Below are 15621 nucleotides of genomic sequence, written 5' to 3'. Positions count from 1 at the left end.
GTAATTAGACATAATATAAATAAGATCATGCTTGTTAACATATTAACGATAACAAGCATATTCATAGTTAAGCTGACAACTCAACATCTTCACGGTAAATTAAAGCTGGGGCTTGAGATTTCTCTACTGTTTCTTGTTCAACAATAACTTTTTTAATATTTTTTATTGATGGTAAATCATACATTATATCTAATAAAATATTTTCAACAATAGAACGTAAACCACGAGCTCCGGTTTTGCGTTGCAACGCTTTTATTGCAATAGCATTTAATGCCTCTTTAGTAAACTCTAACTCAACTCCATCTAACCTAAATAACTCTTCAAACTGCTTGGTCAAAGCATTTTTAGGTTCAGTTAAAATGCTAATTAAAGCATTTTTGTCTAATTCTGATAATGTCCCGATAACTGGTAATCGGCCAATAAATTCAGGAATTAAACCAAATTTTACTAGATCTTCAGATTCAACTTGAGCTAGTAACTCAGTCTCTGTTGCCTTATTTTTACTACTTTTGACATCAGCACCAAAGCCAATGCCAGTATTAACAGACACGCGATTTCCAATGACTTTATCTAAGCCACTAAAAGCCCCACCACAGATAAAAAGAATTTTTGAGGTATCTACTTGTAAAAATTCTTGCTGAGGATGTTTACGCCCACCCTTCGGAGGCACAGAAGCAATAGTACCTTCAATAATTTTTAATAATGCTTGCTGAACTCCTTCACCTGATACATCTCTAGTGATTGAAGGATTATCCGATTTTCTTGAAATCTTATCTATTTCATCAATGTAGATTATGCCACGTTGTGCTTTTTCAATATCATAATCACAACTTTGCAATAATTTTTGGATGATATTTTCAACATCTTCACCAACATACCCAGCCTCAGTTAATGTTGTAGCATCTGCCATCGCAAAAGGAACATCCAAAAAGCGAGCTAAAGTTTCAGCTAATAATGTTTTACCACTACCAGTTGGACCAATTAATAAGATATTACTTTTACCTAATTCGACATCATTATGACTTATATAATTACGTAAACGTTTATAATGATTATAAACAGCTACAGATAATACTTTTTTTGCTTTTTCTTGACCAATAACATATTCATCAAGATGGTTTCGAATTTCATGAGGAGTTGGTAATGGTTTACTATTAAATTCTTCATGTGAGAGAAAATTTTTTGTCTCTTCTTTTAAAATATCATTGCATAACCCAATACACTCATTACAAATATAAATAGATGATGGTCCTGCAATTAGTTTGCGAACTTCATGTTCACTTTTACCACAAAAAGTACAATAGAGTAATTTTTCTGAGCTTTCATTATTCACTTTTACCACCTAGCTAATTTATTATGAACGTTTACTATATATGGCGTCCACTAAACCATATTCAACTGCTTTTTCGGCAGACATAAAGTTATCACGATCTGTATCTTTTTCAATTACACTAATATCTTGACCAGTATGCATAGACAAAATATTATTTAAACGACTTTTTACTTGTAAAATTTCTTGTGCATGTATTTGAATATCTGAAGCTTGTCCTTGAAAACCGCCTAATGGTTGGTGAATCATTACTCTAGCATTAGGTAAGCAATATCGTTTCCCTTTTGTTCCTGCAGTTAGAAGCAATGATCCCATTGAACACGCTTGTCCCAAACAAATTGTACTAACATCTGGTTTTATAAATTGCATCGTATCATAAATAGCCATTCCAGCTGTAACAACACCTCCTGGCGAATTTATATATAAATGAATATCTTTTTCAGGATTTTCCGCTTCTAAAAATAACATTTGAGCGATAATTAAGTTAGCCATATTATCTTCAACTTGTCCTGTTAAAAAGATAACTCGCTCTTTTAATAAACGTGAATATATATCGTAAGCTCTTTCTCCTCGAGAGCTTTGCTCAACAACCATTGGAATCACACCCATATATGGTTCTAAAGGCATTTTTATCTCCTATTAAACAAAATAGCCCAAACAGATAATTCTTATTTGGGCTTAAAAGTAATCTTTTTTATTGAATGAAGCAGTATATAGATATTAAGCCATTTGCTGATTCATTAATTCAGAAAATGAATAGTTTTTATCAGTTACTTTAGCACTAGCTAATAATAAATCAACTACTTGATCTTCAATTGCTACAGACCGAATGTTATCCATTGCTTTCTTATCTTTGCTGTAAAATTCGAAAACTTCTTTAGGATCCTCGTAAGCAGAGGCTATTTCATTAATTAAAGACTTAACCTTTTCATCATCTGCTTTAATCTTATTACTTTCGATGATTTCGCTAAACAATAAACCAACTGATACGCGACGTTTAGCTTCAGCTTCAAATAATTCTTTAGGAAGTTCCATTGATTGTTTCGTGTTTCCACCAAATCGAGATACTGCTTGTTGACGTAGTACATCAATTTCTCGTTCAACTAATGCGCTAGGAACATCAATTTCATTATTCTTAACTAAACCGTCAATAACTTGTGCTTTAATTTTATTACGAATTGTTGCGTTGAGTTCGCGTAACATATTTTTTTGGACTTCAGCACGTAAGCTTTCAACTGAACCATCAGCGATACCAAATCGTTTGATGACTTCTTCGGTAAGTTCTGGAAGTTCAAGTTCTTCAACTTTTTTCAATGTTGCAGAAAATACGGCAGGCTTACCTTTTAAATTTTCAGCATGATAATCTTCTGGGAATGTTACATTAATATCGAATTTGTCATTAGCTTTATGATTCAAAATTGCATCCTCAAATCCTGGAATCATTCTACCTTGACCTAATACTAATACAAAATCATCAGCTTTACCGCCTTCGAATTCCTTACCATCAACTTGACCAACAAAATCTAGAGTGACACGATTTTGTTCTTTAGCTTCCTGATCAACTTCCTTCCAAGTCCCTTGCTGTTTACGTAATGTTTCAATCATTGTTTCAACATCAGCATCAACAACCTCAGCTACTGGCTTTTCAACTTCAATCTTATCTAAATCTTTGATGTTAACTTCAGGATAAACCTCAAATTCAACTGTAAATGTGTAATCCTCTCCATCCTTATATTCATTTGGAGTATAAGTTGGGGCCCCTGCTGGATTTAATTTTTCTTGAACAATCGCTTCAATGAAATTTTTTTGCATCAAATCACTCAATGCATCTTGTAAAATGGACGCACCATAGCGTTGTTCAACAATTTTTAAGGGTACTTTTCCTTTGCGAAAACCATCAATTCGTACTTTTTTTGCAGTGTTAACCAGCTCTTTATCAATTGCTTTTTTAATATCTTCTGATTGAATTGTAATTGATAAACGTCTACCTAAACCTTTTGTTGTTTCCACCGAAACTTGCATCTGTATACCTCGAAATTATTGAATAATATTTGCCCATGATTATTTTAAATTGATAATTGAGCAAACAAATTTATAAAAATAGGCAAACATTATACCGACCGTATTCGTCTACGTCGAGACATTTAATTGTTTCTTCTCAAGCGCTTTCAGACGTTTATTCATTTCATCAATGTGTAAAACTAACGAAGCGGTTTTTCGCCATACTTTATTCTCTTGTAGTGGGATCCCTGATGAATAAACACCTGGTTCAGTGATAGGACGCATCACCATCCCCATACCAGTAACAGTAACTTGATCACAAATTTCCATATGCCCATTAATCACACTAGCTCCGCCAATTAGACAGTGACGACCAATAGTTAAGCTACCAGCCATAATAACGCCTCCCGCAACTGCGGTATGATCACCAATTATATCGTTATGAGCAATTTGGCACTGATTATCTATAATAACTCCATTACCTATAACCGTATCATCCAGCGCACCCCTATCTATTGTTGTTGATGCACCTATCTCTACATTATTGCCAATGACAACGCGCCCTAATTGAGGAATTTTAATCCATTTTCCTTTATCATTAGCATAACCAAATCCATCCGCTCCTATTACCGTGCCAGATTGAACTAAGCAATTATCTCCGATAATACAGTTATGATAAACAGTAACATTAGCCCATAATTTTGTATTTGCACCTATCTTTGTATCTTTACCAATAAAACAACCCGCACCAATAATACAATTATCATCTAATATAACACCACTTTCGATAACTGCATTGGCACCAATTGAAATATTACTACCTAACTGAGCAGATGAGTCAATTACGGCTGATACAGCAATATCTTTAGCTGGCGCAGGTGTAGTATCAAGGCATTGAGCTAATTTTGCATAAGTAAAATAAGGGTCTTTTACAATTAATGCTGAACCTTGCCAATACTTAAGACTGTCTTCAGTCATAACTACGGCAGAAGCTTTACATTCTGATAAATTATTTTGCAATTTTTTATCGGACAAAAAAGTAATTTGTCCAGATACAGCACTTTTCATGGATGCAATACCTGTGATAGTTATATCACCATCACCATGTAACTTTGCATCAAGTTGTTTAGCCAACTGTTCTAAACGGAAAGCAAACATTATTTTTTAACCTTTTCCAGTACTTTATTAGTGATATCTACCGCATCCGATGCTGATAATGTAGCTTCTGCTTTTAAAATAATATCGTATTTTTCTGTTGTAACAATATTTTTAACGGCTTCTTGGATTTTAGTTAATAATTTACCTATCTCTTCTGATTCACGTTTGCGGTAATCTGTTGTGAACGCTTTTGCTTTATTTTCAAAATCTGAAATTGTTTTATTTAATTTTGTTTTTTCAGAGGTTGATAATGTTAAACCATCTTTTTTTAAACGAGCTGCCGCTTCACTGGCTTTCTGTTCTTCTTCTCGTAATGATTTCTCTCTTGCCTCAAATTCTTTATTTAAAGCTTGTCCAACTGTTTCTCGCTGTGGCATATTTTGTAAAACAGACATTACATCAATAACACCAATTTTAACTTCTGCATTTGCCATACCAGTAAACAGTAATGCAGCACTTATACTAAGAACAGATATAATTTTTTTCACTTTCTTCACCTATGTCTATTTATTAATTTTGACATGGAGTTACCATGTCGAACCGATATTAAATTGGAATTGTTGTGCTGAATCACCATTATATTTCTTAAGAGGTTGAGCATAAGAAAAGACTAATGGACCTAATGGTGACATCCATTGAATAGCTAATCCTGCTGACATTCTTATATCAGAAGGTGAACTATAATCTGGAATATCATTGTTCTTAAAATTCCACTCAGTATCCCATACGGTACCTGCGTCAAAAAATATTGAGGTACGAATGCTATCTTTATATTTTTCTCCAGCAAATGGAGTAGGAACAATTAACTCTGTACTGGCAAATGCTAAGGCATTACCGCCAACCGCATCCTTTGATCTTTTACATTTACTTGTATTATCTAAATCACTACAACCATCTTCATTATTAAAGTAAACCGCTTTAGGGCCAACAGTATTGGCTTTAAAACCACGCAATACAGTTGAACCGCCAGCATAGAAGTTCTCATAGAAAGGCAATTCTTTACCACCAAAACCATTACCATAACCCAATCTCCCTCGAGTTAAGAAAACCCAATGATGTTCAGAATCAAATGGATAATAATAGGAAGCATCAGTAACTAGTTTATAGAATCGATTATCGAATACAGGCGCTGTTATTTTTGCATTGGCTGTCACTTTTAAACCATCAGTTGGAAAAAATCCTCGATCTAATGAATTATATGTCCAATAAGCATTTAGCAATAAATCATTAGTATCGAAAGAAATAGAACGTCTATTCTTCATATTTTTACCCATAGAGTCAAAGTAACGCCACATTCCATATTGAGCTTTCATGTCAGACAATTTATGATTGGCATATTCTGTTCCAAAGCGAACGAAATTATTTTCACTAATCGGAAATCCTAAATTTGCTGATGCCCCCCATGTTTTGCTTGAGTATTCTGACTCTTCATCATCGTCATCTGCTTTATAAGTATTATAGTAAACACTACCACCTAAGCTTACTCCATCTACAGTAAAATATGGATCAACAATTGAAATAGAGGCTGTTTTATCAGTATCAGTTGTATTAATATCAAACGATACGCTGTTACCTGTACCTAACCAGTTATCTTGAGATATACCTGCATTAAAACTAACTCCACTATCAGAACCAATACCCACACCAAATTTAATACTACCTGTATTACGCTCTGCAACTTTATAGATGATATCAACTTGATCATCTATTCCTGGTACTCGTTCAGTATTCGCTTCAACAGTATCAAAAAAACCTAATCGACTTAAGCGTTCTTTACCTAACTCAACTAACCCGTTACTTAACCATGCACCTTCCATTTGACGAAGCTCACGGCGGATAACACTTTCACTTGTTACGGTATTACCAACAATTTTAATATTACGAACATAGTAACGTTGTCCGACATCAACCATAACAATTAGCTTTACAGTATGCTTGGAATCATCCATTTCTGGCTCAATAATGACTTTAGGGTAAGCATAACCGAAATTAGCAAGTAGTCGTTTAACATTATCTTCAATATCTGTTATTTTTTTACCATTATATAAGTCGCCAACCGATACACGCTCATTAGCTATTTTGGCAATAACATCTTTATGCCCAGCAAATTTTCCTTTGAAATCAATGCCTGATAACTTGTATTGCTCGCCCTCATGGATGTTAATAGTTACGTAAATACCTTTTTTATCTGGTGTTAAACTTACTTGTGTGGAATCAATATTAAATCGAGCATAACCACGATTTAGATAGAAACTTTGTAATTCATCTAAATCACTAGCTAATTTTTGTTTTTGATATTTTCGGTCACCAAGCATGTTCCACCATGGAACTTCATCACGTAAAGAAAAACGTGAGATGAGTTCTTCTGAAGAAAATGCTTTAGCACCTACAATATTGATTTGATCAATTAGTGCTGATTTACCTTCAGCAATAACCAATTTTAAATCAGCTCGATTACGAGATAATGGGGTAACTACAGCTTTAACTTTTGCATTATATTTACCCACGCTGTAATAAAAATCTTCTAAACCTTTTTCAATAGCCGAAAGCATTGTACGATCTAATGCTTCGCCTTCCCGAATTCCAGAGCTATCTAAATTCTTTTTTAACATATCATCTTTAACTGATTTATTACCAGAAAAAGTAATACTCGCAATAATTGGACGCTCTTGAACATGAACAATCAATTTATTACCATCTCGGGAAACACTGATATTATCAAAATTACCACTAGCATAAAGGGATTTGATAATACGACCTAAGTCAGCTTCATTAACATAATCACCAACTTGAACTGGCATTTCAAGCAATGCAGCGCCTTGGGTAACTCTCTGTAACCCTTCGAATTTAATATCTTTTACTATAAAATCATCAACACAAAATGCGTTGGAACTATATATTGCTGTACTACTGAACAGCAAAGATGCTATAAGTAATTTATTTATTTTCATTGTAAATGTTTATAACCTCATCCCATCACAATCGTAAAAAATCGTTAAATAGTGCAATTCCCATTATTACTATTAATAAAAAAAACCCTATGCGAAATAATCTTTCTTGGGTTTGATCTGATAAGGCTTTCCCTTTTATCTTTTCAAGCAATAAAAAGACAAGCTGCCCACCATCTAATATTGGTAATGGGACAAGATTGATAACTCCCAAACTTATACTAATAAATGCAAGAAAATATAAGTAAGGTGTGAAACCATAACTTGCTGTTTGCTCTGCGCTTTTTGCTATTGTTATTGGCCCTGATAAATGTTTAAGACCAATAACACCTGTCATTAATTGATAAAGTGAACCTACAGTTAGTTTTGTTGTCAATACTGTTTGTTCAAAACTTTTACCCAATCCTTCTAAAAAACCATATTGCTTAACTACTACTTCTGAGGAAGGATATAAACCCGCAATACCTTCTCCATTCTTCTGAACTTTTGGTATTAAATCAAGATAAATTTCATTATTACCCCGTTTAACCTTTAATACCATTGCATTTGCTTTTTTTATTTCAGAAGAAAAATCATTCCAATTTGTATAAAGATGATCATTATAACTGATTATTTCATCACCAACTTGTAATCCCGCTTTTTCTGCAGCAGATTTTGGTACAATTTTACTCACAATTGGATAAATTTCCAATGTTTTAGGAAGAAAACCAAATGACGTAATGGACGATTCTTTTTCAATATCGAAATTCCAATGACTAATATCAACGTTCTTTATAACTTCTATCAAATTACCATTATTATCTGTATCAATATAAGATAAAGATACACTATTTTTACCTAATACAGATATCAATGCTAAATTTACATCGTTCCAACTATTGATATTAATATTATTAATAGTTTTTAGCTCTGCTCCATAAGGAATATACAATTTAGAAGCTGGAGTATTGGCAATTGTATCTTTTACTTTTACAGGATAAACCATCACTCCGTTTAAAAAAATAACCCAATAAATTATCGCAGCTAAAACAAAATTTGCAAAAGGTCCTGCAAATATGATTGCCATTTTTTGCCATGTTTTTTTTCTATTAAAAGCAAATTTTTCATCATGAATTGAAGTGTGTTGTGCTTTTTCATTGAGCATTCTAACATAACCACCAAGTGGAATCATAGCAATTACCAATTCAGTTCCACTTGAAAATTTATATGACCACATTTTTTTTCCAAAACCAATTGAAAAGCGCTCAACATAAACCCCACATAAACGAGCAATAAAAAAATGCCCAAATTCATGTACAGTGACTAAAATACTCATAGTAATGATAAATAGCAGCAATGCCCAAAGCAAAACAAATTACCTCTCTATGATAAGTATAAAGATAGCGCTGTAAAAATTGGAACTGCAGCTGTTAAACTGTCAATTCTATCTAAAATACCGCCATGCCCAGGTATTAAATAACCACTATCTTTAATGCCTGCTTCGCGTTTAAACATACTTTCAGTTAAATCACCTAATACTGAGACTAAAATAGCAAATAAAGAACTGATAAAAAAAACATTAAATTTTATATTGAACAGATTAGAATAATAAACAATTAAACTAATTATAAGTGCGACACTAACACCACCAATAAAACCTTCTACAGTTTTACCCGGAGAAACTTTTGGTGCTAATTTTCGTTTACCAAACATTCGACCGGCAAAGTAAGCTCCAGTATCTGTTGCCCATACTAACACAAATACATATAACAGCAAGATTGCCCCTGTATAACAATTTGAATTATAATTAATCGATCTTAACTCTATCATGCTAAGAAAGAAAGGAACCAATGTAAAAAAAGCAAAGATTAATTTTACAGCAACATTTGACCAATAGTGTATGGTTTTGGGATAACTTATGACTAAGTATAATGCAACTAACCACCAAATAATTGAAAGTGATAATATAATATTATACAGTCTGGATTTAATCTCAAAAGAGATTGGCATAAAATATAACAAAGCTACTATAACTACGATAAAAAAAGTAAACATTAATTTTAAATGCTTATTAGTAATATGTAAAAACTGGGACCACTCCCATGCAGCTAGACCACCAACAGCAATCATAATACAAGCGAATATCGATAGTTGTGCAAAAAAAAGCAGAAGAATTACAAGTGGAATTAGCACGATTGCAGCAAGTAATCGTTGAATTAACATGGATGCTCCTCTATAGGTATACCGCCAAAACGTCGCTCTCTGGTATTAAAGACATTAATGGCTTTGTCAAATAACGTTTGATCGAAGTCTGGCCATAAAACATCAGTAAAGTAAAGTTCAGAATAAGCGATCTGCCACAATAAAAAATTACTGATCCTATATTCTCCACCGGTACGAATAACTAAATCAACTTCAGGAAACTCATGCATACTTATTTCCGAATCCAATCGTTCCTCAGTAATATCATCTAAAGTTATTTTACCATCTAAGACTTGTTTAACCATTTTTTTAGTTGACTCTAAAATATCCCAACGACCACCATAATTAGCAGCAATATTTAAAACCAGTCCCGAATTATTTTTCGTTAATTGTTCAGCATTGATAATCTTATTTTGTAGATCATCATTAAATTGAGAAATATTACCGATAATATTTAATCGAATATTATTTTTATGTAAACTTTTCACTTCACGATTCAAAGCATAAATAAATAAAGAAACTAAAGCAGAAACTTCATTCGGTGGGCGTTTCCAATTTTCACTACTAAAAGCATACAACGTTAAAACTTTTATGCCAAGAGTTGAAGCATAGGTAACAATTTTACGTACGGCTTTCAAACCGGCTCTATGTCCAACTGCACGTAATTGTTTTCGTTGCTGTGCCCAGCGACCATTTCCATCCATAATGATCGCGATATGCTTAGGAATGTATCTTTCTTGAATCATGAAATATACCGTATAATATAAATCATTTTATCAACTTGTTATCAAGTATTTGTTTAATCACTTAGCGTGTTCCGTAAACAACAATAGTTTTACCATGAGCTGAAATTAAATGTTGATCTTCAAGCATTTTTAAAATTCGACCTACCGTCTCACGAGAACATCCAACAATCTGACCTATTTCCTGACGAGTAATTTTAATTTGCATACCATCAGGATGAGTCATGGCATCAGGCTGTTTGGCTAGATTTAATAAGGTTTGTGCAATACGACCAGCAACATCAAGGAAAGCTAAATTACTGACCTTTTCGGATGTCACTTGTAATCGACTAGCCATTTGGCTGGCAAGTTTCATTAAAATATCGGGATTGACCTGAACAAGTTGCTTAAATTTCTTGTATGAGATTTCAGCAACTTCACAACTTGTTTTGGCTTTAACCCAAGCGCTTCGCTCTGTTCCTTCTTCAAAAAGACCTAATTCACCTAAAAATTGATTTTGATTTAAATAGGATAATATCATTTCATTACCTTCATCATCTTTAATCAATACGGCAACAGATCCTTTTACAATATAATAGAGAGTTTCTGCTTTTTCACCTTGATGAATAAGGGTACTTTTAGCTGGATACTTGTGAATATGGCAATGAGATAAAAACCATTCTAATGTTGTATCCGTTTGCTGTTTACCAATCATCATTCCTTCCTCTCCATTAAATTTACAACCTACACACTATAACAAAGTTGGACAATAAATCATATACTAAGCGATAAGGATTTTAGCCATTATTTGACAAGTTTAATATCAATTGTTTGGTGTAATTCAGACCAAAAGATTGCCACTGTTCCATCAATTAATTGAGATTTTACTTGAGTAACCTTTTCTTGAAGGGATTTTTCTTGCAAACCATAATCGGTACCTTCCCGTAACACAAAGTGTTCAATTATGTTATCTAAAGTTTGTGGGTCAAGATTTTGCCAAGGAATAATCATGATAAATTAATATTATTTAGGATTACTATTATTTTAAAGCATCCATTTAAAAATAAGAAGAATCATTTCATTTTTTAATTTTATTTAACTAATAATAGTGAAAATAAATCATCTTATAAAATTATATTAATTGTCTTAAAGACTAAAATAAAATTTCTATTATTCAATATAATGTTATGTGTGGTTTTATTCTATTTAAATAACTTATAAATATTTTTTAATAATAAAAAACCACTCATACGAGTGGTTTTAATAGCATTCAAAGTAATTATTATTACTTATAAAATATCAATTTATATTTATTGTTTAGTTTCAACAAATAATTTATAACCTTGAGCACCTGCTTTGTAGTTTGTGTTATATATTGAGTTATTATTTGCTGATTTACTTCCTAAGTAAATAGTATCGCCTTCAGCGGTTGTAGTGTCTGATGCTAATACTTCATCAACCGCAGCAGTTGATTGATAATCACCTATAAGTTTCCATTGATATGTATATGCTGAAGTTTTAACTAACTCACCTGAATCAATGTTATCGTTTTTATCAGCATCATTCCAGACTACAGCACCGAATTTATCGCCATATTTAGGATTAGTTGCACCAGCCTTAGCATAGTTAACTGTGGTATCTAGTTTATCAGTTGCATCATATTTAAAGATACCAACTTTAAAGGTAGAACTAACAATTGGACCTTTACCTATTGTTGGCTCACCAGGACCAACTGAAGTATCTGGTAAAGAGTCTGGCTCCTCACCACCAACTACTGGATTAGCACTTGACCAAACGTCAGATACGCTTATCCATTTATTGCTGTTAGGTAAACCAAATTCAGTACGTTCTTGCAATTTAAAACCAATTTGGTCTGCGCCAGCGAATTGATCATCAATTTCAAATATAATAGAACCTGATTGAACACCATTTACATTTGCCGCAGCTGTAAATGAAAGACCTTTAAGATCTTTAGCTGCTATTGCTTTCCAATCATTAAATGAACCATCATCTTTTTTAGCTCTTACATATACAGTAAGTGTATCTTTGATATTTCCATTATCTGCATCACCATCTTTATCCAATACATTATATGAAATCTTCAAATAGTCACCAACTTTAACGTTGTCATTGTTTCCAATACTTGTGGTACCAGCAGCATCAGTAGTGAATGTTACGGTAACAGTATGCTCTACAGTATCACCATTTATTTTAGAAAGTACTGGTGCATTACCTTGTATTACTTCGTTAGTTGTTGCATGTAATGTTGCAAATGCGCTACTTGATGCATAACCTGCTAATAATAAGCCAAATGCAATTTTTTTGATTGTTAAATTTTTCATGTTTAACTTCCTATTTTTATTTTTAAATTGAATATGTTGTATTTACATTAATACAACACTTTTGTTGGTGTTCCCAAATATAGGCTACCGAAATTATTCGTTAGCCTAAAACTTTATATTCCTATAACTTTACACACAGATTAGTTAATTACCTGTAATTGTTACTTGCAATTTAAATCCTTGATCGCCTGCACATGCTAATGGTGAAGGTCTAACCGACGGTTCTAAATTCAAATGAGCAGGCGCTCCAGCAACAACATCAATACCTTTACCTACTGTTGCATAACTAAATGTTTTCTTACTTCTTATGGTGTAGTGAGCACCAGTTCCCATAGCAACATTAAACCATGGACCATTAGGATTATCCTTATGACTAGGTAACGCAGAAGTTGCCGCACTACCAGGGCAGGCTTGTTCATTAGAACCAACAAGCGACCAAATAACAAATGGATCCGGAAGTTCTTGACCATCAACACCATAGCCCTTCACATAATATTCGCTATCTACTTGCCATTCTTTAATACCAGTTGGATCAAACTCTAGTGAATCGCCTTTGTTTTCTGCTACTAACACACCATCAGCCCGATAAACTTTAATAGTATTAGTCTTACCGCCTATGAAATCAATCGTCGCTTTATTGAAAGAAGTACCAAATCTATCAATGGTTATTGCAAAATCAACAGCACCAGCAAGATTAGAGGCTACATCTAAAATGTAACTATCACCTATAACTTCAATATCAGCAGCCGTTGCAGCATTAGAAGATACTTTTTGACCCTTCTTAACTTTTTCAAAACTTTTTACAATTACACAAGGTTCTTGTGATGGGCAAACATCAACATTACCCGACGTTCCGTCAATTAAAGTTACTTTTTTACCATTACTTGTAGCTGACCAACCCTTTAATACTGACGCAAAATTATTAGGTATACTGTTCATTAGTTCATCATCACTAAAACCTTCAATATCGTTTTCAGAAGTAATTGCTTTGATGTCACCTTTAGGTTTAAATAATGTTGCTAAAATAGTAATTGAACTTTTACCATCTGCAGCTCTTTTAGCCATTGAAGTCTTATTACCATTTTCATCTATCACCCAGACCCCAACTTTTCGCATAATTGGATTTGGTAATACTTCAAATGAAATTGAGTTAGATGTTGCAGATTTACCTTTTTCATCAGTTACTGTTACCGCTAAAGTATATTTACCTTTAGTACTAACAGGACGACGTTGACCGGCAGAATCAACATAACTAGGTGCTACAATTTTCCAATTGTTAATATTGGCACGAGGTGTTAACCAATTTGATGAATTACATGTTCCTGTTGCAAAACAAAAGAAACCACCGCCGGCATCGATTTCCATCATATCACCAGACCATGAAACGTTACGTATACCTTTAGCATTATGAACTCCAATGCTAACGCCATAAGTCTCACCTTCTAATAACTGGAGTGATTCAAGACCCAAATCGACACTCATTTTCTTTTCTTTATATTCAAGAACTATATAATTGTTACGATCAACAAGATCATAACGACTACCTTTAACTGAACGAGCGACTTGAACCATATCAGGATCCATTTGATCTTTGAGAGGTACTCCAATACGGTAATTCATAGTCAATTCAGCTTTAGTTGCTTTATTACTATCTTGACCACGTTTATGTTCGGCTTTAACCGTAAATAGTGGAACAGGAGTATAATCAACACTCGCAGTTACTGCTCTAGGATCCTTCTGTAAATTATCTTTACCAAATAATGCTACTTTATCACCATAGTATTGTTCATACATCAACGAACCACCTAAGTGTGGATATTGTGGTAAGTATCCTTGAAAACGAATATCAAAGCCTCTTGCTGCACGTTCTAAATAATCATCGAAATCTTTAGAATCTTTCCAATCAGATAATGGATGATAGTAGTTAACGGCAAACTTCATATAGTCAGTCCAAGCTTCAGCACCAATCCCTAAACGATTATGTGAACGTTGAAAATCGTGGTCTAAAAATACGTTGTATCCTAATAACCATGTTTTATCAGCTACATCCCAGCGTTGTCCAATACCGAAGTTACCGATACGCCGATTATGCTCATATTCTTGAAATGATAATTGAGTAAAGATCAAAAAATCTTCGGTGTCATACCATGGACTAAACAATTTGGCATTGATATTGTTAAATGATCCCGTATCACTTACATCAAACTGTAATTGAGCAGTACCAAATTGTCCCAAAAAATTTTGTGCGGCACCTTTTAGTGGATCAATAACTTGGTTTCTTACACCATTACGTACATAATTTTCGGCATAATCTTTTGCTTTATTTTTTACATGACCAGATATGCCGCCATTTTCAGAAGAAGTGATTTGTTTCCAATCTTGAGTAGCTAAAGTCTGTAAGGTTGACGCAACTTGACTTGCTAAAGCATCTTTATCAGCTTTAGTGTCATAATTATCATCTGAACCTAATTTAGGTAAATTAGCATACTTATCTTGATTTTCAGAATCCGATTTTTTCATTGCTGGCAATATCGGAGAATTCTCAGGGAGTACTAAACGCTCTCCAACTTCTACCAAATCTTTTTTGTCATAACGTCCAGCATTTATTTCTCTTAATTCTGAAATAGAGACACCGCTTAAAAGTGCAATTTGATATAGGCTACGTTGTTGGTTATTCACCATCTCACGAACCTTTGTACCATTTTTTAACTCGATCACTTTATTACTATCGACTGCTGTTACTGTTTTAGAAACAGTATTATCGACTGCCCAACTCGTTTGACAGCCCAAAGCCATAATAACTAGTGTAGAGATAACTTTTAAATTAAGATTATTTCTCATCTTAATTATTCCTTATATTTCACCGACACATTGCTACACAGTAACAAGTTCTTTTTTTTATTTGTAAATAAAGCCCATTTACCATTAAATTTTAATAA

General features: G+C 33.3%; 13 protein-coding genes. All 13 read right to left on the bottom strand.

Annotation, left to right across the window (positions count from 1 at the left end; translation table 11 throughout):
- Positions 1 to 67: 67 nt before the first annotated feature.
- Positions 68 to 1342 carry an ATP-dependent protease ATP-binding subunit ClpX gene (gene clpX / locus J4T76_RS06930; RefSeq protein ID WP_267340001.1) on the bottom strand — a complete coding sequence of 425 codons (1275 nt, stop codon included), beginning with the start codon at positions 1340 to 1342 and terminating at the stop codon, positions 68 to 70.
- 12 nt (positions 1343 to 1354) lie between these two features.
- Positions 1355 to 1957: an ATP-dependent Clp endopeptidase proteolytic subunit ClpP gene (clpP, locus tag J4T76_RS06925; RefSeq protein ID WP_324123777.1), complete on the bottom strand. Its 603-nt coding sequence runs from the start codon at positions 1955 to 1957 to the stop codon at positions 1355 to 1357.
- Positions 1958 to 2050: 93 nt separating this feature from the next.
- Complete coding sequence (gene tig, locus J4T76_RS06920; RefSeq protein WP_267340002.1) at positions 2051 to 3352, bottom strand: trigger factor; 1302 nt, start codon at positions 3350 to 3352, stop codon at positions 2051 to 2053.
- 108 nt (positions 3353 to 3460) lie between these two features.
- On the bottom strand, positions 3461 to 4489 hold the full coding sequence (lpxD, locus tag J4T76_RS06915) for a UDP-3-O-(3-hydroxymyristoyl)glucosamine N-acyltransferase (RefSeq protein WP_267355539.1): 1029 nt from the start codon (positions 4487 to 4489) through the stop codon (positions 3461 to 3463).
- Positions 4489 to 4977, bottom strand: a complete 489-nt coding sequence (locus J4T76_RS06910) for an OmpH family outer membrane protein (protein WP_267340005.1) — start codon at positions 4975 to 4977, stop codon at positions 4489 to 4491. Before J4T76_RS06910 ends, lpxD begins: the two co-directional genes overlap by 1 nt.
- A 39-nt stretch (positions 4978 to 5016) precedes the next feature.
- Positions 5017 to 7440, bottom strand: coding sequence for an outer membrane protein assembly factor BamA (gene bamA, locus J4T76_RS06905; protein ID WP_267340006.1), 2424 nt, complete (start codon positions 7438 to 7440; stop codon positions 5017 to 5019).
- Positions 7441 to 7465: 25 nt separating this feature from the next.
- On the bottom strand, positions 7466 to 8785 hold the full coding sequence (gene rseP, locus J4T76_RS06900; protein WP_267340007.1) for an RIP metalloprotease RseP: 1320 nt from the start codon (positions 8783 to 8785) through the stop codon (positions 7466 to 7468).
- A 14-nt stretch (positions 8786 to 8799) separates the two neighbouring features.
- The gene (locus J4T76_RS06895) at positions 8800 to 9639 is read right to left on the bottom strand and encodes a phosphatidate cytidylyltransferase (RefSeq protein WP_267340008.1); all 840 of its coding nucleotides are present in this window, start codon (positions 9637 to 9639) and stop codon (positions 8800 to 8802) included.
- A complete protein-coding gene (locus J4T76_RS06890) occupies positions 9633 to 10364 on the bottom strand; it encodes an isoprenyl transferase (protein WP_267340009.1) in 732 nt (243 codons plus the stop codon). The genes J4T76_RS06895 and J4T76_RS06890 overlap by 7 nt, the downstream gene beginning before the upstream one ends.
- A 61-nt stretch (positions 10365 to 10425) precedes the next feature.
- Positions 10426 to 11058: a cAMP-activated global transcriptional regulator CRP gene (crp, locus tag J4T76_RS06885; RefSeq protein WP_025316411.1), complete on the bottom strand. Its 633-nt coding sequence runs from the start codon at positions 11056 to 11058 to the stop codon at positions 10426 to 10428.
- An 86-nt stretch (positions 11059 to 11144) separates the two neighbouring features.
- On the bottom strand, positions 11145 to 11351 hold the full coding sequence (locus J4T76_RS06880) for a YheU family protein (protein WP_267340011.1): 207 nt from the start codon (positions 11349 to 11351) through the stop codon (positions 11145 to 11147).
- 299 nt (positions 11352 to 11650) lie between these two features.
- Complete coding sequence (locus tag J4T76_RS06875; protein WP_267340012.1) at positions 11651 to 12682, bottom strand: hypothetical protein; 1032 nt, start codon at positions 12680 to 12682, stop codon at positions 11651 to 11653.
- A 144-nt stretch (positions 12683 to 12826) separates the two neighbouring features.
- Entirely contained in the window at positions 12827 to 15523 is a 2697-nt protein-coding gene (locus J4T76_RS06870; protein ID WP_267340013.1) for an inverse autotransporter beta domain-containing protein, read from the bottom strand.
- Positions 15524 to 15621: the final 98 nt, after the last annotated feature.

Origin of the sequence: Gilliamella sp. B3022 (assembly GCF_028751545.1) — a bacterium.
Classification (GTDB): domain Bacteria; phylum Pseudomonadota; class Gammaproteobacteria; order Enterobacterales; family Orbaceae; genus Gilliamella.
Note: the sequence above shows the minus strand (reverse complement) of the source record. Positions and strands in the feature narration are given on the sequence as shown.